This is a genomic window from Polaribacter sp., from assembly GCF_049276715.1.
In the GTDB taxonomy this organism is placed as follows: domain Bacteria; phylum Bacteroidota; class Bacteroidia; order Flavobacteriales; family Flavobacteriaceae; genus Polaribacter.
The window spans coordinates 142,127-161,919 of the sequence record NZ_JBASWY010000044.1 but is presented as its reverse complement, the minus strand read 5'-3'; the positions used below and the strand labels follow the sequence as shown (position 1 = coordinate 161,919).

The window sequence follows — 19,793 nt, the reverse complement described above, 5'->3', positions numbered from 1 at the left end:
TATTAATGTGATTTGACTTTCGTTTGGCAAATATGAAGTGAATTATTTGGGTTTATTCACAAGCTATTACCAAGTTGGGTGTTTTTTTGTGTTCATTTTTAATGAGTTACATTAATACTTTTTGGTTTTTTAAATAAAAAATAGAATACTAAAAAAGTGTAAATTGTATGATAATAACTTACCGTTTACAAATGCCCAAGTTGGGTGTTTACTCATCTGATTCTAACATCTTATTTGTAAGGGATTCTTTTAATTTGTCTATAAATTTAGTTTGATTAATTTTTCTTGAACGGATTTCTAAAAACGATCTATAATAATCGCCTAAACTTACATTAAACATTTGTTCGCAAACTGATGCTACTTCTTTAATATCTGCAGTGCCGCTATTAATAACGCCAGCGCTATGAAGCGCATAAATGAGTTCTATTAAATCAGTTTTATTAGCAGTCCAAAATAATTTTGATTGCTTTTGAAAAGCATTGATATTTGTTTCCATTCCGTTTTTATTTTCAATTAATTCAATTTCTTTTTGCAGGTACACAATTAACATATCATAAGCGATTATTGTTGCTACAGTAGAATCATGACTTGTTGAGAATTTTTCGTCTATAAAAAAATGAAAATTATCTGAATGCAATCTAATATCTTCTTTTCCTCTAATAAAATATTGATTATCTAAAGATGTTTCACTTCTTCTATAATACTGGTAAAACTCAAGGTTATCATTAAAATAATCTTGTAATTTCTTAATTTCATAGTCTAGGTATTTCTTTTGAGATTTAGAGCTGCCTCTTGGGCGTTTACTTTCTATATTAAATAGTTTTACATAATAAATGAGTTTACTATATATTTTGGGTTTTATAGTTTTAAAAATGGTTATTTCTTGTTCATTGGTTGTTATTTTTTTACTAACTACTTCTTTCCTTAATTTTAATAATGCTTTTTTAGAAATTTTAATACCATCTTCTGCAACTCTCAAAATCCCTTCTACATCAGCTTCAAGGTTTTTTATATTAATTTCAAATTCTTTGATGATTTCTAAATGAATCTTCATTATAATATTTCTTTTTCATTGCTTTTTTTTTTACGGAAAACGATATGCTAATCCAAAATGGAACACCTTATAATAGTTTGTAATTGTTGAAGAAAAACCTTCGTCCATTTTTTGCTTGATGTTTTCTTTAGCCTCATTGGATAAGTTTGAAGTCCCACTAAATTTGTATTTGACTTTTGGATATCCTTGAAACCAAGCAGGAGTCCATTCAAAATTTAAAGAGAATCTATTTTTAAAATCATATTGATATCCTAAGCCTAATGCAAAGCCCCAACCTTTAAGCCTCTCTTGCTCAATACTTATATCTCCACTATAGTTTTCATTATTAATAATGCGATTCATTGTGCCAAAATGCATTAACTCTTTATCTTGACCGTTAAATACGAAACCAGTAGAAATATAGGGTAAGTATTTAAGTGGTGTTATTCTTAACTGAAACATAAACCTATTACCAACATTTTCTGAAGACCTAACTAGACCTTCTAATTCTGATGAAGCAACATTAAATGAACTATTATTTCTGCTAATTTTATCCTTAAATTGATATATAATACCTGCATAAAGATTGGCATTGAAATGATAACCAATAGTAAAACTTGGCTTAAAACTATTCTTCATAGGAATTTCACCCAATCCAATGCCTACTTGCCAATACTTATCTTTAATTGCCATATTGTTTTGAGATTTTATTGAATTAATTGATACTAAAATGATAAGTAGAGTTACTTTTATATTCATACTGGATTCTTTACGTTAATTTTTTTTCTACTAAAGTTTGATAAAGTACTTTTTTATAATTTTCTTTTCTCATTTGTTTACCCAACTGTATTGCATTTCCTTTATAACTTTTGTTGTGCATCATTGCTACTATTTTTGAGGATAATATTTCTTTTTTTAATTTGTTAATTGGAATTCCTTTTGGCCCTACATTTAAACTAGAAATTAAATCATTCCATAAAAATTGGTCTAAAATATGAGGTATAATTAATGTTGCACAACTATATTTTAGCCCCATGTGTGTAGTACCAGAACCACCATGATGCATAACGGCATATACTTTGGGAAATATCCATGCATATGGTATGTTTTCTGTGAAATATATTGAATTAGTATTGTATTTTAGAGGCTTGATCAACCCTCCAGAAGCGGTATTAATTATCGCTTTTATATTTTGTTCTTCAAGAATTTCTAAAATTATATTCATAGTTTCCCTTGGGTTAGGATTTGTCATACTACCAAATGTTATGAATAGTATTTTATTATGCATATTCATAAACTGTATTAAATCATTATCTGCTTTCCAATCATTATTTATTTTTCTAGAGTGGTAGCCTAATACATGGCTGTCCGTTTTCCAATACTGAGGTTTTTTAAAAATTGAAGGAGATACAGTGTATATGATTCTTTTTTCTATTAATTCTTTCTTAATTTTCTTTTTAGATATGTTGTATATATTCATATACTTTTTTGTTGAGCTTACTATATTGCTGACTATAGCAATGTTTGTAATGAAATAAGTAAAGTTATTAATTAGTGTGCCGTAGTTTCCTTTAAACCCGATTGCCGCATGGTTTTTAACTGCATGAATTAAACAGGGAATGGGACTTATTAAATATGATTTATTAGGGTTTTTTATGCCCCAAATTACAGGATACGTTGCTTTTATACTGTAAATTACTTTATCTGGTTTTTCTTTTTCTAAAATATCATGCTGTTGCTTTACTAATAGCTTATTTACAGTATTTGATTTTTTATATAAACTGATATATGCCTTGAGTTTCTTATATGAGATTCCTTTTCCATCCATGGTAACTTTTGCATCATCACTTTCTAATAGTTTAATAAATTTAGACGTAAGACCCTTAAATTCAAGCTTTGATTCTTGCGTTAATTCTCTAAACTGTTCTGGGAAGACACAAAGTATTTCATGTCCTTTCTTCTTTAATAGTTCTCCTATTGCTAAGAAAGGTTCCATATCACCACGAGTGCCAATAGATATTAGGACTATTTTCATATCATAAAAATTCAGTTTATAACCTTTCTATTCTAATACATTGACAATATCTCTTAAAAGGTTTTCATATTTCTGAATGGATGGTTGTTCATTACTAACACGTCCCTGATTGGATAATAGCACTATAATCAGTTCTTTTTCTTCTAAATACCACATTTCGGCAGAATACCCAATAGCTTCTCCATCATGACCTACAAACTCTTGATTATTATATATTTCTTTTAATAGCCCTAAACGGTTTTCTCTCATTAATTCAACTGTTTCTTGGTTTAACAACTGACCCGTTAACAGTGCTTTGTAGAAAGTAAAAATATCTTTGGATGTTGATATTATAGCACCTTCACCATCAAATCTTTTTGCATCCCATTCTGTTACGTCTCTAATTGTACCTTTGTCATAAAAATCTATATAACCTCTTGCTAGGTTTATTGGGTATGGATTCTCTGTACTTATTTCCGTATCCATTAAATTCAAATGATTAAAAATATTTACTCTTACGAAGTCTTCATATTTAATATCTGAAATTTTCTCTAGGATTAATTGTAATAATAAATAGTTTGTATTGGAGTACATAAAGCCAAAGTCTTCAACCACCCAAGCAGGTGCTGCATTTTGACCACGAATTAAGTCGAGTTTTTCTTCTATACTAATCCTCTTGCCTGGTTCGTTTAAAATCATTGCAGGGAAATTAGGATTGTCGTCATAATTTGCCAAACCGCTCGTATGATTTAAAAGTGTTTTTACTGTAGCCTCATCAGACCTTTTAATATCTTTAAGAGTTTCTTCAGATAGAATTTGATTAATAGGTGTTTCTAAGGAAAGTGTATTTTGTTCTACTAACATCATAATTGCTGCAGCTGTAAATACTTTAGTAAGACTTGCCACTCTAAATTTTTGACAATTACTAATGGCATCATTATTTTCTAAATCTGCAAAACCAGAAGTGCCAAAAAACTGACCATTTGCGTCTTCTAGCATTAGACTTACTCCTGTTAGCCCATTATAAGTAGTTTCATTTAATAATTCTTGAAAAAAATCACTATTATTATGTGTATTAACAATGCTATTTACACTGCAGCCTGCAGAAACTAATTCTTGACTTACTTCTGTTGAGCAAGACAAACCTGATAGGCAAATTATGATGATATATTTGTTTAAAAATTTCATGTCTATATGATTAAAAATATTTTCTAACACTTAAATGTATTCTGTTATGCATAATTGTGCTTACACCTGCTTTTGATGCAAATGGTAGTTGTAAAATAATTTCTTGTTGTACAAAAGCCTTTAAGCCCGAATTTTTCAAAATATTGACTCCAAAGCCAATACCTAGAGATATTGTAAATTGAGAGCGACCCCAGTCTTTTTTTTTACTTGCAATACCTTGTTCGATTTTATACAATGGAGCATCTTCAAAGGTGTGTAGATAACCAATACCCCCAAGTAATTCAGTGCTTATTGTTTTATCTTTTGGATAACTTAAAGCAAATTGGTTGTTAAAATGAAAGCCATAATGTAGCTTTTTTTGATGGTAAAAAGACAAAGAAGGCCTATATGATAAACCTAAATTATTATGATTTATTGGAATACTGGTTCCTATTTTAAATCCTGGCCACCTATTAAGCTTAAGAAACCCATTACTTGCCTTAAATGGTAAACTAATTGAATGTATAAAAATACCAGCTTCTACAAACTCAACTTTGTTATTATTATGAACTTGAGATTTAACTCCTATTGATACCATTAACAATAGTATCATTAATACTTTTTTCACAATTATCTATTTTGATATTTTCACACCAAAAAAACAATTATAAACATAAATACGTTTTTATATATTAAATCAAAAAGTTGAATAGTATTAATTAAATGGGTGAATAACTATATTTTAAGTTTTCATCCAAGCCTTGAACTGTGGAGATTTATATCTACTTACAATTGCACTGTCTTCAAAACCATTTACTTTACAAAAAAAAACTTTAATTTTTTGATTTGATTCTGATTGAAAATGCGTAATTGCTTTTTTAGCAATGATTATTTGTCTATTTAACCTAAAAAATAGTGCCTCATCAAGTTGTTTTTCAATATTATTTAAGTAATCATCTAATAAAAAACTTTGATCATTAAATGAGCAAGCATATACACATGCGTCTTGTGTACAAATAAATGCAATTTGATCTATTGGTATTAATTTCTTTTTTTTACCAATAGACGATATTAGTTGTTGTTTGATTTTTGATTGATTGATTGCCTCTTTTTCATTTAACTTTTTATCAACTTGAATGAGGCTATTGCTAAATTCACAATACACAAAATAAATAATATGCCAAACTGAAAAAGTTATTAGAGCGGGTGGTAAGATGAGTGCAAAAAAAACAGTACTCGTTAGATTAACACGCAATATAATTTCGATATAAATCCAGTTAAATAATTGTGAGTATACAATCAAAACCCCAATAGATGTTATAACTTGAAGCACTGTTAAAGAACTATGCTCTTTCTTTTTTAAAACTCTATTTAATTTCTTAAACAAATACCAACTAGACACAACCATAAAAAGTGTGTATATTATATTCGTAGTATATTCTGTTTTCCAATGAAATAAGAAAGCACCACCTTTACCAATTGCAAAGAAGTAATAACTGGATATTAAAATGAGAATAAATTCTAAATATAATTTATTCCTCTTGGCAAATAAAAATATTGACTTTGGCGATATGGATTTTTTTAAACTCACGTAATAACATTTTATTGTAGTTGAAATATCTGCAATTACTCAATAATCTCAACATCATTCCATATGTCTAAATCCATTAGCCACGTATCTTTTTGCTTTTTCCAAATTATGGTGTACTTGCCTTTCCAACGCTCTTTTTCACCCGTGGTATTATTTAAAGATACCCCTTCATAATATCCATAATCAAAAGCATATGCTCCAATAATTTTTATCTCTACAGGAGTTATTTTATGAGAAAATATTTTAACGCTTTCAGGTCTTGTCCAGAAAACAGAAATTTTATTTTTACCGTAAATAATTTCTGTACCCGCGGGCAATAGTTTTGCGTTTTCGGTGTATAAATTTGCTATTGCTTCATGGTTTCCTAGAATGTACTCTTTTGAGAATTTTTCAGCATTGTCTAGTATTTTATTTATTTCAGTTTTATCACCAATATAAGTTTGGGAAAAAGAAAGCATATTTATAAGTAATGCAGCAATAGTAAAAAAATACTTTTTATAGGTTGTCTTCATTGTAAATACTTAAATTTCAATTAGATAATATTTATTATTCATTAATAACAATTTTTAACATTCTTTAGCATTTCATAGTAACTCTTTTCTAATTGATTATTCAACTGAGTTTCAAAACGTAAAATCTGCAAAAGTTCTTTAATATCTCCTTTTTGTAAAGCATCAGAAGATTTGTTTATTTCTTTCTGAACTCTTTCTTGTAGTCCATACAAACTTTCTAATTCATATAAACAGTTGTATTTAAACTCATTTATAATGTTTATGGTTTTTGCTGTTTCCCAAGCAATTTTTGTTAATTGAGGAATCTCAAGCTCAACAAATGTACCACCCGTATATATATATAAATTTTCTGCTAGTTTTGTTGAGTCTTTTACTCTATAGAAATTTGGGAATTTTTGTTGTAACTCCTTTAACTTATTTGGAGATGTTTTTATACGTGAGGTATTAGTTTCAAATAACTCTGAGTATTCTGAAAATGCCTCAGTTATATTATGATTGGATTCTAATGTTTTCTTTAATTCATTAAGGTTATTAGATATTTCGAACTCTATTTTTTCGATTACAATACTCTTATCTTCATTTGATTTTTTTTGAGAATTCCAGTTGTTAAACCATATTGCAAGATTGATACCTATAAAAATTAATAACACCTCTCTAATTATATATTTCCAATCTAGCTTTTTTATAAATTTAAACTTCATCATGCTCTTTGTCAAACAGTTAAAATGTTAAACGGTAAATATAATTCTTTTTAACTTTGTTAAATAGCCTTTTTACTTGTAAATCTCCAAAACCATAAATACTTTCTTCTTTATTAAAATATTTAAAAACAGTATCAAAATCATCACTTTTTAGGTTGTTCATTATCTTAATAATTGATTCCATAGGTCTTCCTAAAGTATTATTAATTGGTTGCCTTTCATGATTTACTTTAATTGCATTTAAAATAAATGGGTATTTATTTTCTAGCCCTTTACCAAAAGAGAACATACTCTTATGATTTTTTTTCTGATAACAAGTCCATAATTTTGATATGACATGCAACTCGAAAAGGTTAATATTGACCTTTTCTTTATATGCTTTAGAAAAGTCCTTTTCATCCATCCCACCAAAGCCAAATTGTATATTGGAGTATGGACGAATTAAGAAAATAGAACCATTATATCCTTTTATATTTAGTAAATGAGCAATGAACCAAAAATTTACCTGACAAAATAAATCATCTTCAAACCAAAGGTTTATTTCAGATTCATTAGGGATTTTCATTATTCTTTCAAATTCTGAAACTGTTTTTTCATAGTAGTCACCTTCTTTATAACCTGGATAGTTATTGGCAATAAATGATGCTCTGGTTTTATATAGATCTACTAAATTACTGCCATCTACGTCGCCATCAACTAAGCACTCTCTTGCAACAATAATCTCTCCTTTAATACTATTAGGTAATTGATTTTTTAACGCTTCCCCGTTTAAAATATGATAAGTTTTCATTTTAAAGCCATTTAATTATTCTGTATAAAATTTTAAAGTATTATTTTTTTTTGCATTCTTATACCTTTTGACGTTTGAACATTTAGGATGTACATAGTCTTGCTAAAATTATTTATTTTAAAACTGCATTGCTTTTGGTTATTTACATTTTTTGAAATTATAGTTCTGCCTTGCAAATCATATAAATTTATCTTCGCAATATCGTCTGAAAACATTTCTATGTTAACTTCATTATTATTTTGTGTGACTAAAAAATTAGAATTTTCGTTTGTATTTGGAACACTTAATGTTGAACAATCAAAACCGCTTCTGGAATAATTACATACTGTTTCAAATGCGAGCTCTTGTAATTTAGTTCCTAAAACTTCTCCCGGAGAGTTATATGCTGTTCCCCATGGGTCTTCAGTATTAAATATTAGACCTATTGGAGATTGTCTAAATAGAGTTGCATACATAACACATGCCATATAGTAGCTTCCTATGTCGTTTAAATGAATATCATCTGCAAAAAAATAGGATATATTATTAACACCAGTAATTTCATTATTTAAAACAGCATCATAAAGTGCGGCAACTGCTTGCCCACCAGGAACAACTAAAACTTCGGTATTTGGATGTAGATTATTTAGATTTATAACAATACTTTCCCAATCATCTAAGTCCTCATCTAAGCGTTGTCTCCAATTAATATGATCTTCGCCGTCGTAAGCACATCCTGCAGGTGTACCACTATTTATACAATGCCATGTTTCATAAATATAAACTTGACCGTTAGTAATATAATTATAAAAATAGTTGTAGAAATTATTAGAAACATTAAATGTATCAGACCATTCTAAATGATTTTTTAATGGAATCGCTTCAGTTATTACTAAAGTATTATAATTTCCCGTTGCCAAATCAATTTCATAATTTCCTACTTCGCCTAAAGTGGGGTTATTCCAATTAAATTGCAACGGAGCCCCATTTATTATTTGTCTACTACCCGTATAGTTTACACCAGATGCATTTGCCATCTGATCTAGCATTGTTGGGATAGCATGACCTATAAGGCTATGACCAATGAAATAGGTGTCCTGAGTTTGAGAAGAGCAAAAAGAGGTTTTTAGAAAGAAAATTATTAAGCATACTTTTATTATTGGTTTAATCATATTATGGTGGTTTTGGGGTTGAATAAATTATTGCGTTTTTGTAAGCCAACGTATAGTATTTACTTACAAAGCAGCATTTTTGCAATAAAGGTTATGTATATTGTTAGTGGTATTTTTATCAATAATTATGATACATGCATGTTGTATTTATATCGTGTTTGTATAAGATTAGTTGCATAAGCACTAATATTGCAAAAGGAATAACCTAAGGAGTATGCGGAGGCTATTTCGACAAGCATTTAACAGACTCAAGCAACTAATTTTATATGGTGTAATATTTAGACATTAATGTTTCTTGTTTTCTACTTTTTCATATTCCCAAAACACATTAATTATTTTCCAATCCCCATCCTGTTTTACAAGATGAATATACTCAGTCCATCTTAGATTTGGATAGCCTGTTCTTAGGCTTGCACTGGCCATATCCCCATAAATGATAATATCTTCAACAACATTATTTTGATGTTTTACTTCAAACTTTTGTTTCGTCATCATAAGTTCTTTTAATTTTTCAGGGGGAAAATCATCGCTTAAAGTACTGTCAAGATTTAATCCTCTTTTCGCAAGCCTGGGGTGTAATGATTCATTCATTAAATCAAAGTTGTTTTCAAAGAAGTTTTCTATATAATTATTAATAGTTTTTTCTATTGCTGTGGTTTCAATAGTTTTTAATTGAGCATAAGAATCAGCTGCAGAAATTAATAAGGTAATGATGATAATTGCTTTTTTCATTGATGTTTATTTTTAGATTATTAATTGTTTTTGTTTGTATATGTGACATTTATTAGGCGCTATTCAATTCATTCTAAGAATTTAACAGTTTCTTCTATTCTATTAATAACAGACCAAATTGCCATATGTTTTAAAGTCTTAGTTTTGAGTTATAAATTATTTTATGAATTTTATTATATTCTAAATATTAGATGTCTCTGACTATACTATATGATTTTTTAAGAGTATAGCTTTTATAAATTATTAAACATGTTTTATTGTCTTAATAATTTTAGAGTTAAAAAATTATTGCATTTTTGTTAGCCAACGTATCGTATTTACAAATAGAGCTGCATTTTCACAATTAGGGTCATGAATTGTTACTGGAATTTTTTCATCATCAATTAATAAATCTAAGCTTCTAAAAATGCCTTGGTCAGTACAAATTACAACTCTGCCTTTACCAAAATTAAATCCAATCATTCCGGAATAACTATCTGAAGATTCTTCAACGTCATTTGATTTTCCATCTGAAGTTGGTGTATAGTTTATAGAATTATTTGGAAAAGGTAAGATATTGTCTTCTGGGTTTCTAAAAATTGCTGCACCGCAAAGAAACTTAACGTTTTTTGGTATTAATTTAGTTGATTTAGCAGATTTTATAATTGGATGATTAGTATTTAATAAATTGTTCTCTTTTGTCATATTAAATTGACTACACAAGCTGCCTTTGTGACCAGAATGGTTTGGATGATATGCATAACCATCTCTAAACTTCACATTAAAAGATTCTAGTATTGGTTGCGCACCGCTTCCTCCAGGAAAATGGCTTAAAAATAATAGTAAACTGCCTCCATTATAAACAAACTTACCAATGTTGATAGTCTCATTATCTTTTAAGGGCGATTTGTATAAAATTTCTTTATTACTCCCTTCACCTAAAATAATCTTATCGTTAGGCATACCATGTATAATAAGCAAATCTGTATTATCTGAACTTAAAGTAACAGAATCCAATACTTGCTCTGTAAACTGTATTTCATACCCATCTACATCCATAATTCTTAACATTTCTCTTGCCGTTTCTTTTCCATACGATAAAGAGTAAATGGTATTATGTGAAGCATCAATTAAGATACGTTTGTTGTGTTTGACTTTTAAGGGTTCAAATTGATACTTAAATATAGTGTCGAATTCGGCTTCTACAGTACCTTGTCCATATACGTTTATGCCGACTAATAAAAATATTATAATTTTAAATTTGTTCATTTTTTTGTTTTTTATTTATTCTTGCTGAGCTTAATATGTTCCATCCAAAAGCAATTAATGTTAATGCTTCAATTCTTACTAGTAATTTTCCTATTCCCAATATTGAATGGAATAAAGGCACGACAGATGCTAAAATTAATAAAGCACCAATCCACCATTTAAAGACTTTGCCTTTAATAATTGCAATACCAAATATTATAAAGCCTAGTACATAACTAACACCACCAATGATTCCTATTATTCGAGTAGGATATACCTCTTCTGGTTTTTTCCATTCAAATGCAGGTATTATTTCTGCTAACCTAGCAATATCTAACACTACCCAAGGAATAAATAATGTTGTGGCAATTATTATTAAAGAGAATCCTATTAGGCTCAATAGTTGTTCTTTTTGCTTTGAGTAAATTCCTAGAAATGCAAACATTGATAATATATATGCAGGAATTAAAAGCATTGCACCAACCAATGAATCTCTATTTATATTTAATGTCCATCCAATGAATAATAATACTCCACTTATTATTGCTATGACTGCTATTAGTTTATTGATTATTGTATTATTCATATCTATTCTTCAAGTTTAGAAAAATCTCCTTTAGCCCATTTTTCTTGTAATTTTAAATACTTTTCTTTTGGCTCACAACTAAACCAATTGATATTGTGCTTTTTACAAACCTTTGTATGAAAATATAACCCTAAAAGTTGATGACCAAAAATAAAAATAAGGCTATAATGATTAATCCATAGTACCAGTAATGTTGATATACCTAGATAGAAAATAAACTTACCAGGAATTTTCCATTTTGGGCGTACATATTTTCCAGTGTGAAAATATCCTAGAATCCATATAATGACAGATAGGATGATGTATATGTATTGATAATTATTCATATGTAAATTATTATATTACTTTAAATCTTAAAACAGTTTTTAGTTTTTCTTCAGTTACTTTTCTAAAGTCAGAAATGTAAATTTCTTTATGTGCTTTTGATACTCTTAGTAAGTTTTCCTTTTTAGCAAACTCTTCCATGACTTTAAAGGTTTTTGGTTCATCGTCAAAACTACCAACATGTAACATTTGTATACATTTACCTTCTGTGATTTTTTCAAAATTCACCTTAGTTAATAATTCATGAGGCTTTTTTCTTTTCACAATTTCTAATGATTCCTCGAATAAAGTGGCATCTATAAAATCTGGTTGTCTAATCATTAATTTATAAGTTAAATCATTTTTGTTGATTGTATTATTTGCGTTTTTTTTAGAGTTTGATTTTAAATCCCAATTACCCTCCAAAGGATATACTGTATAATCGGTATAATCATTTGGCTGGTTATGATTCTTTTTTAAGCCCATTTTAAGGGTGTATGAAATTGAATATAATACAGCTATATGTTCACTAAAGAAATCATTATTTGGATTTCCTTCTCCATTTATAGTGAGATACTTATATTCAGGGATGTCAACTATCACAGGATTAGTTTTTGGTAAATAGATTTTTTGCTCTTTTTTACGCCATTCGTATTTTTTCATATTAATTATTATTTATATCTTTTACTAAGTTACTCCATAATGTATTCTTGAATTTTCTTGAAAAATAACCAACATGCCCTATTTTTCTTGCTCCTAAATCACGAGGATTTATTTTCTCTTTTGTGATTTTAGCATTAGAATAGTAGTCTAATAGTTTACCAATAGTTACTTCATTGGCAATTGGGTCATCTAAAATCTGAATTGATTTAATAGGTGCTTTAAGCTTATTAAAATATAATGGGCTTAAAGTTTTGTCAAACTCATTTTCAAAGTATGTTGGATTTATGCACCAGTTCCTCCATTCAAGAGCTACACCTTTTGGTAAGTTTTCTCCTTGTTTAATTTTTTTAGCATTTGCAAAACCATAAATTTTAATTGATAAAGGAATAAACAAAAACCAAATAGGAGGAAGAATCCATTTATATGGGCTATTCATATCTCGCCAATAACCGGTGGAAGATGCTATTAGGTAAAGTTGATTAATTTTATTATTATTTCTCATCAATCCAACCATTTGACCACCCAAACTATGAGCAACAATAACTTTTTTGTAATCTGGAAAATTATCGATTACCCAATCAAAAACACCAACCATATCTTTTTGTCCCCAATCTCGAATTTTAGCGTCAAAATTTTTTAAGGATGCTGGCTTTGATTTTCCAATTCCTCGATAATCAAAAGTCAAAGTGGTAAAACCGTTTTCAGTTAAATACTTTGCAAAATTGGCATATAATTTTTGAGGGATTCCAGTTCCGCAATGTATTTGAACAAAAACCCTTTTCTTGTATTTTAATGGCTCGCGTAAAGTAGCAACTAAATTATAGCCGTCCTTTACTTTAATATTGATTTGAGTAATATCCAAAATAATATATATACTTTATTGTGAATTAGTGTTTTATAACTTTTTATTAGTTTTATTTAATTATTTTATATATAATAATTTAATATTTTTTATAATGTTAATTTTTAGTAAATGGTTATTGTTTTAATTGATTGGTTGTTATATTTAGTGACTATCTATTAGCCACTTATTGGAGTCGTTTCTGTTATGATAATTAATTAAGGTAGATGGGTAATTAATCCAATCTATGTGTTTAATGATTTTATTTTTATCATTAAAAATGAGTATCGTTGTAAAGTGCATCGCTTCAAATTTCACACCACTCCATTCAAAAGGAGTAAAGTATCCTTTCGTAACCACTTTTTTATTTTCAATTATTTGCTCTGTAATTACTAATGATTGCTTTGAAAGCATTTTTAATCCTTCAACATTCCAATTAAAAAAAGCAGTCAATTTTTCTTTGCCAATAATTTTATCACCATTGACGATGTCTTCCAAAACAATGTTTTCGTTATAATAGTTTAGAAAGGCATCTAAATCTTTACGCTCTTTATATATTGAATAATAATTATTTACGTCTTTTTGAATAGTCTTGTCCTTTTTTGAACAGCCAATTATTTGAAAAACACAGATTACTATTAATAGTTTCTTATAAAAAGTTATTTTTAACTTCACTTTTTTAATTATTATGGAATTATGATTTAAAAATTAATTAGGGCATTTTAATTTTGTATCTCTTTACATCATGAAATACTTCAACCATTTTTAAGACTTGATTCGATTTTTTATCTACCCAAAAAATAGCACTATTAAATTTTGTATAGTTAACTTTCAAAATCCAACAATCTATCTTTATTTTGTTTACCGTTAGTAATTGATTTTCACCTATAACTTTATATTCTCTATAAATTGGTAGTTTTTCTCCTTTTGAGAAATAAAAATTAATAATAAAGGATTTACCAAGTTGATAAGGTAAAATTTGAAGAACTTCTAAGTCTAATTCAAAATTTACACCCTTTCCTTTGTATTTTTTGAGAAAGATTTTTTTTGAGTCTTTTGTTTGATTTTTGCTTCGATAAATATTTTCATGAATGAAATTAATTGAATCTATAATTACTCCTTTTCCGTTTTTTGTAAAATGACTTATAGGCTCAAAATTTTTACGTTTACTAATCGAATAAGAAAAAATAGATTTTTCGGGGTTTTGATTTTTTATATTTTGAGTTATCCTAACTACTTCTTCGCCATTTATTTTTTCAAATTCTACTTTACGTTCATATATTCCAATATCTACTAATGTACTATCTTTTGTTTCAACATAAACTAAGTATTTATTAATACCCTCCTTTAATTGATTAACAATTCGATCGTTATTTGATATATTTATTGTATCATTCTGACTGAATAAAAGAAGATTATTCAATAAATAAATTACAATTAATATTTGATGTTTTATTTTCATTTCTTGGTAATTAATAATGTATGATTGTTTTATTATCAAGACAACTTGATTAAAATTTAACCATGTATTTAATTAAAAAATATGCCTTTGTTATAATTACCTTGTACCCCATTCCCACATTCCAAAGCCTGTTTTTCTGCTAACTGGTTTATTTGATTGTTTAAGAGAAAGAATAATTTGACCTCTATGATGCGATTCATGTGATACTAAATATCCTAAATATGCGATTGGATGTGGTTTAAATCCTTTAATTCTATTTTCTTTGAACCCCTTTTCTAAAAGACTTTCAACGGCTTTACCTGAGGCAACTAAATTGTATTTTAATGACTCAACTGTAAGTGCTTCATCTTTTTCGATTTTAACTAAACTATCCAATAATTCTGGTGCAGATTCTCTAAACCACATCAATCTTACATTATGAATATGTGCAAATTGCTCACCAATATTTCTGCCTTTTGAACTTGCTGTATTTAATAGTGTACTATCTTCTTCAATAGAATCTAAAAGGTATAGATTAATTCTGTTATGAATTTGCCAAGTCTCAATTAATTGTTGTATCATAAATTATATTTTTTAACTGTTTTGACTTATTGTTATAAGTAAAACAAAATAATAGGTTAAACTTTCTATTAATTTTATAAAATGGAACTACTTATCAATTGAAACCTATAGCAGACCTTTCTTCTATTAACATTATTGGAACTCCATTTTCTTCAACAAATGCTACTAGCTTATTACTGTTTAATTCAATTGGCTCTATTACAATATTTTTATCTTTTATTACTTCTTCTAAATTCCTAACCATAAATGCAATATGTGGAATATCTTTGATGATTTTTGGAAGCGTGTACCTTTCAAGTTTTTTAAAATTAAAAAATCGTATACCAAAATCCCCTTTCTCAATATTTACATTATTAATAAGTAAATTCTCAATATGCTGTACGTTTTGAGATCCCAATTCAGAATAAATTCCCAAATGGTGATATTTATAATTAAATAAAACTTCTTTTTTTTCTTGTAAAAAAATAGGATTTGTTAGTTTGTTATCATTTGGCCAAATTTCATTTTCAGACTTATCAAACTTCAATAACTCTATTGGAAGTCCTTTTTCTTCAATAAAACAAACAGTTACTCCTTTAGCTGGATTGTTTGGTCCATAAATTATATTTTTACCTTTAATTGCCTTGTTAAAGTCATCTACTACAAAAGCAACATGAGGGAATGATTTAATTAATGGGTGAAGAAGAGAATCTTCCTCTATTCGCAACCATTCAGCACCAAATTTACTTTCAAAATACCCGTTTGCATAAAATTTCCATTCTTTATTGTACTCTTCATCTTCTCTCTTAATATTTGTTGGGATTCCTACATGATGATAATAATACCTGCTTCTATTACTCATTTGTTACTTCTATATCTGTAATTAGATTAAACTATTTCTTTATAAACTTTATATTCTTAATTCTTCCTGCATCTATATTAAAACCTGTTATATGTCCATTAGTTCTATTAAATTTTAATAAAGTTCCGTACCAAGAATATTGGTCTTTATCAATAAGTAATAACTCAATTGGAAAACTATTTCCTATAGTTAATTTTATTATATTTTTATCGTTTGTCAAATAATACGTAATATCTAACTCTTCACTATAATACTCTCCGAAATATTCTTTTACGTCTAAATTTAAACTATCTATATTTTTCTTTCTTTTACCAATTGTTGTTTTTCCCTTTTGATTAATCGTTAAAGTTTGACATAATTCATTTTTTACCTCTGAAAAAGTAAAATCTATGTCAGTATTATTTTCTATTTGATAAGTATTTCCATGTGAATTAACTATTGGATATGTAACCAAATTCCAACTTTGATTTACCAGAAGCGCATCATTCTCAATACTTATTATCAAGTTTGCCCCAGGTTCTAATTCATATGTACCAACTAACTGATTAATATTAAGACTAACAGTTAAATTGTTTTTAGTTTTTACTTCTTGTTTAAGTGGTTTAACTTTATCATGAAATTCATGTGCAAGAAATAAATCTGCAATTTTGTATGCCATTTCAGTAGGATTTGCATCTCCTCTATTAGCAAATATGACAACTGAAAAGCGATGATCAGGAAAACGAATTAAATCAGCACGATAACCAACAAAGGCTCCACTATGGCTAATTGTTTTATACCCTTTATATTTGTCTATTACCAAACCAGAAGCATATTCAATTGTTTCGCCATTGTTTAATACACCTTGTTTAGTCATAAACTCCCAAAATTCTTTATCGAACACTTTGGTTGTATAAAATGCATCATCCCATTTCTTGATATCTTCAATTGTTGTAAAAATTCCTCCATCTCCAATCATTTCTAAATTCGACATGCTTATTTTATAAGTATCGTTATATGGAACATAGCCTGATACTCTATTCTTTACAATTCGAGTATAATCATTATGAAAATGAGTGCTATTCATTTGCAAAGGTTCAAAAATTTCTTTTTCAGCAAAACGATTCATATCCATACCAGATATTCTATTTATTATTTGACCAAGTAACCAATACCCAGAATTACTATACAAATACTCTTCTCCAGGAGAAAAGTTGAGTTCATTTTGGTTGACAAGCCAATTCATGACATCTTTATCTTGATAATAATCTGCATCTGTAAGCCCTTTTAAGTAGGCAATCATAAGGTAATCTCTAATACCACTTGTATGGTTTAGGAGGTGTTTGATTTTTATTTCTTTGGCATAATAAGGGAATTCAGGGAAAAATGAATGCAAAGTGTCTTCCAAAGTCAGTTTGCCTTGTTGAATTAATACAATTATACAAGCTGCTGTAAATTGCTTCGATGTTGAGCCAATCCTAAAAACAGAATTTATTGAATTTTGAATATTATATTCCAAATTTGCCAATCCATATCCTTTAGCAAATATTAGCTCATTGTTTTTTATAACTCCAATACTGCCTCCAGGAGAATCAGGTGAACTCCATTGATTAAAAATACTATCAATTGCCTTTTCATTAATTTGACCATTTAATATATATGAAATTGACATAAAAATTAATATATTGATTATTCTCTTTGATTTTAGATGTGCTATCATTGCTTGCTAAACTTCACTTTTTTATTAATCACTGTAAAAAAACACAACTTAAATCTAGCCTTTTATTTTTTTTATGATGAATAAGTTGAATGGTGTTGTTTTAAATGTTGGATAGTATGTGTTTAATGTTACGAAGTTTTTATTTTTTATTGTACAATGTTTTCCTAATAAATTCTAACAGACCATAATTAAAATGTTTAGCCACTGATTTAATTATACTAATAATATTTTTCAAATGATTATATAAAGATTAATATCATTAGTAATAAATAAGCTAATCTCTTTGTAATGAATTTGTTAATTATTAGGCAAAATTAAAGTGCACCTTTAGCTTCAAAATTATTAACTATACAATCTTTACTACTAATCTTAAACTTTAATTTTTCTTTTAATGATGTCATATCATCACTAACTTTCCTTTCAATTACTTTGGCATAGATTTGTGTTGTTGAAATCCTTGAATGTCCCAATAATTTTGAAACCGTTTCAATAGGAACTCCATTACTTAATGTTACAGTAGTTGCAAAAGTATGACGAGCCAAATGGAACGTTAAGTTTTTTTGGATTTTACATAAATCGGCAATTTCTTTGAGATATGAGTTTAGTTTTTGATTTGACATTCTTGGAAAGATTGTACCATTAGCTAATGATTTTGGATTCTTTTTATATTTGTCAATTAATGTTAAAGCTTTAGGTAAAATTGGAATTCGTAGGGCATTATTGGTTTTCTCCCTTTTCATGATTAACCATAGTTCACCATCGATTCCATAATTAATATCACTAGCAGTTAAATTAATTACATCAATATAACTCAAACCCGTATAGCAAGCGAATATGAATAAGTCCTTTACCAATTGTAGCCTTTCGATTGAATAATCTTTTTCTTCAATTTTGAATAATTCTGATTCAGTTAAAAATCCTCTTTCTGCTTTTTCAAATTTAGATTGGAAATTAATAAAAGGGTCTCTGTCTAGCCATTCTAATTTATAAGCTAGAGTAATCATTTTTCTAAAGCGTTCAATATGCTTCATTACTGTGTTATTACCCATTGGTTTTTGATGGTCTGTTGGTGTATAGCTTCTTAAATACTTCTCAAACTTTAATATGAAATTATAGTCCAACTGCTTTAAATACATATCGGTGACTTTATATTTTATAAAAATAAAATCCGCAATATAACCTTGTGTTGTGAAGTAGTTTTTTTGAGTACCCCATTTTAGTTTGCCTACCATATCCTCATTGTGATATTTTATAATATCATTTAAAGAATAGTTTTGTTCATCTTCTTTTAAATATCTAGCTTTGATCGTTTGAGCCGAAATTATTTTGCCTTCAGATTTTAATTCGTTCTTTGAGTTATGAAGCTCTGAAGATACCTGGTCTAAAAACTCATTTATAATTCGAGCTTCTTGATTGGTTCCTTTAACCTTGTTCTTGGCCGAGCTCCAATATTCCATTTTGATTTTTCTTTTGAGGCTAATTTCTGCTCTTTTACCATTTACTGTAATACGTGCATAAAGTGGTGCTTTTCCATTTTTGGCTTTTGAAAGTTTAAGCCAGAACAGAATACTAAACGTTGTAGAAGTTTTCATGTCTTTCGTCTTTAATTAAACATTTGTTTACTCACGAAAGTCAAATCAATAATTCGGTTACCTTTTTATTTGCTCTTAAATGGTAACCGAATAGGTCACTTATTTAACTAAATAATATCAAATCTTATGATTGCCTAAAAACCATAAAACCTCGATAATCTTACGATTACCAAGGTTTTGATATTAATTGGTTATTAAATTTGTCGGGGTGGCAGGATTCGAACCTGCGACCTCCTCGTCCCAAACGAGGCGCGATAACCGGGCTACGCTACACCCCGAAAATGATTACTCATTTAAGGATTGCAAAGATACATTCTTTTATGAAAA

Annotated in this window: 22 protein-coding genes and 1 tRNA gene; all 23 read right to left on the bottom strand. The window is 28.1% G+C overall.

The window, feature by feature from the left end:
- Nucleotides 1–208: 208 nt before the first annotated feature.
- Entirely contained in the window at nt 209–1,054 is an 846-nt protein-coding gene (locus WAO74_RS11640) for an RteC domain-containing protein (protein ID WP_422162302.1), read from the bottom strand.
- 30 nt (nt 1,055–1,084) lie between these two features.
- Nucleotides 1,085–1,792, bottom strand: a complete 708-nt coding sequence (locus tag WAO74_RS11635) for a hypothetical protein (RefSeq protein WP_422162300.1) — start codon at nt 1,790–1,792, stop codon at nt 1,085–1,087.
- Between the two features lie 10 nt (nt 1,793–1,802).
- Nucleotides 1,803–3,068, bottom strand: a complete 1,266-nt coding sequence (locus tag WAO74_RS11630) for a glycosyltransferase (RefSeq protein ID WP_422162298.1) — start codon at nt 3,066–3,068, stop codon at nt 1,803–1,805.
- A gap of 27 nt (nt 3,069–3,095) precedes the next feature.
- The gene (locus WAO74_RS11625; protein WP_422162296.1) at nt 3,096–4,235 is read right to left on the bottom strand and encodes a serine hydrolase domain-containing protein; all 1,140 of its coding nucleotides are present in this window, start codon (nt 4,233–4,235) and stop codon (nt 3,096–3,098) included.
- Nucleotides 4,236–4,245: 10 nt separating this feature from the next.
- Nucleotides 4,246–4,842, bottom strand: coding sequence for a hypothetical protein (locus WAO74_RS11620; protein WP_422162294.1), 597 nt, complete (start codon nt 4,840–4,842; stop codon nt 4,246–4,248).
- A gap of 114 nt (nt 4,843–4,956) precedes the next feature.
- Nucleotides 4,957–5,805, bottom strand: a complete 849-nt coding sequence (locus WAO74_RS11615; protein WP_422162292.1) for a LytTR family transcriptional regulator DNA-binding domain-containing protein — start codon at nt 5,803–5,805, stop codon at nt 4,957–4,959.
- Nucleotides 5,806–5,840: 35 nt separating this feature from the next.
- Complete coding sequence (locus tag WAO74_RS11610) at nt 5,841–6,317, bottom strand: YybH family protein (RefSeq protein ID WP_422162291.1); 477 nt, start codon at nt 6,315–6,317, stop codon at nt 5,841–5,843.
- Between the two features lie 41 nt (nt 6,318–6,358).
- Entirely contained in the window at nt 6,359–7,021 is a 663-nt protein-coding gene (locus WAO74_RS11605) for a hypothetical protein (protein ID WP_422162289.1), read from the bottom strand.
- 16 nt (nt 7,022–7,037) lie between these two features.
- A complete protein-coding gene (locus tag WAO74_RS11600; protein WP_422162288.1) occupies nt 7,038–7,808 on the bottom strand; it encodes a DUF1835 domain-containing protein in 771 nt (256 codons plus the stop codon).
- 32 nt (nt 7,809–7,840) lie between these two features.
- Nucleotides 7,841–8,959, bottom strand: a complete 1,119-nt coding sequence (locus WAO74_RS11595) for a T9SS type A sorting domain-containing protein (RefSeq protein WP_422162286.1) — start codon at nt 8,957–8,959, stop codon at nt 7,841–7,843.
- Between the two features lie 285 nt (nt 8,960–9,244).
- Nucleotides 9,245–9,691, bottom strand: a complete 447-nt coding sequence (locus WAO74_RS11590; RefSeq protein ID WP_422162284.1) for a nuclear transport factor 2 family protein — start codon at nt 9,689–9,691, stop codon at nt 9,245–9,247.
- Between the two features lie 285 nt (nt 9,692–9,976).
- Nucleotides 9,977–10,939 carry a hypothetical protein gene (locus tag WAO74_RS11585; protein WP_422162283.1) on the bottom strand — a complete coding sequence of 321 codons (963 nt, stop codon included), beginning with the start codon at nt 10,937–10,939 and terminating at the stop codon, nt 9,977–9,979.
- A complete protein-coding gene (locus WAO74_RS11580) occupies nt 10,926–11,504 on the bottom strand; it encodes a hypothetical protein (protein WP_422162282.1) in 579 nt (192 codons plus the stop codon). Before WAO74_RS11580 ends, WAO74_RS11585 begins: the two co-directional genes overlap by 14 nt.
- A 2-nt stretch (nt 11,505–11,506) precedes the next feature.
- Nucleotides 11,507–11,830 (bottom strand): hypothetical protein, encoded by a 324-nt coding sequence (locus WAO74_RS11575; RefSeq protein WP_422162280.1) that lies wholly within the window; start codon nt 11,828–11,830, stop codon nt 11,507–11,509.
- A 10-nt stretch (nt 11,831–11,840) separates the two neighbouring features.
- Complete coding sequence (locus WAO74_RS11570; RefSeq protein WP_422162279.1) at nt 11,841–12,470, bottom strand: GyrI-like domain-containing protein; 630 nt, start codon at nt 12,468–12,470, stop codon at nt 11,841–11,843.
- A 1-nt stretch (nt 12,471) separates the two neighbouring features.
- Nucleotides 12,472–13,332: an alpha/beta fold hydrolase gene (locus WAO74_RS11565; protein ID WP_422162277.1), complete on the bottom strand. Its 861-nt coding sequence runs from the start codon at nt 13,330–13,332 to the stop codon at nt 12,472–12,474.
- Nucleotides 13,333–13,476: 144 nt separating this feature from the next.
- Nucleotides 13,477–13,986: a nuclear transport factor 2 family protein gene (locus WAO74_RS11560; protein WP_422162274.1), complete on the bottom strand. Its 510-nt coding sequence runs from the start codon at nt 13,984–13,986 to the stop codon at nt 13,477–13,479.
- Nucleotides 13,987–14,023: 37 nt separating this feature from the next.
- Nucleotides 14,024–14,773: a hypothetical protein gene (locus tag WAO74_RS11555; protein WP_422162273.1), complete on the bottom strand. Its 750-nt coding sequence runs from the start codon at nt 14,771–14,773 to the stop codon at nt 14,024–14,026.
- 96 nt (nt 14,774–14,869) lie between these two features.
- Nucleotides 14,870–15,334 carry a DinB family protein gene (locus WAO74_RS11550; RefSeq protein WP_422162271.1) on the bottom strand — a complete coding sequence of 155 codons (465 nt, stop codon included), beginning with the start codon at nt 15,332–15,334 and terminating at the stop codon, nt 14,870–14,872.
- Between the two features lie 94 nt (nt 15,335–15,428).
- On the bottom strand, nt 15,429–16,175 hold the full coding sequence (locus tag WAO74_RS11545) for a hypothetical protein (protein ID WP_422162269.1): 747 nt from the start codon (nt 16,173–16,175) through the stop codon (nt 15,429–15,431).
- A gap of 31 nt (nt 16,176–16,206) precedes the next feature.
- Complete coding sequence (locus tag WAO74_RS11540) at nt 16,207–17,826, bottom strand: serine hydrolase domain-containing protein (protein ID WP_422162267.1); 1,620 nt, start codon at nt 17,824–17,826, stop codon at nt 16,207–16,209.
- 362 nt (nt 17,827–18,188) lie between these two features.
- Nucleotides 18,189–19,466, bottom strand: coding sequence for a site-specific integrase (locus tag WAO74_RS11535; protein ID WP_422162265.1), 1,278 nt, complete (start codon nt 19,464–19,466; stop codon nt 18,189–18,191).
- Between the two features lie 203 nt (nt 19,467–19,669).
- Nucleotides 19,670–19,744: transfer RNA gene (locus WAO74_RS11530), tRNA-Pro, on the bottom strand.
- Nucleotides 19,745–19,793: the final 49 nt, after the last annotated feature.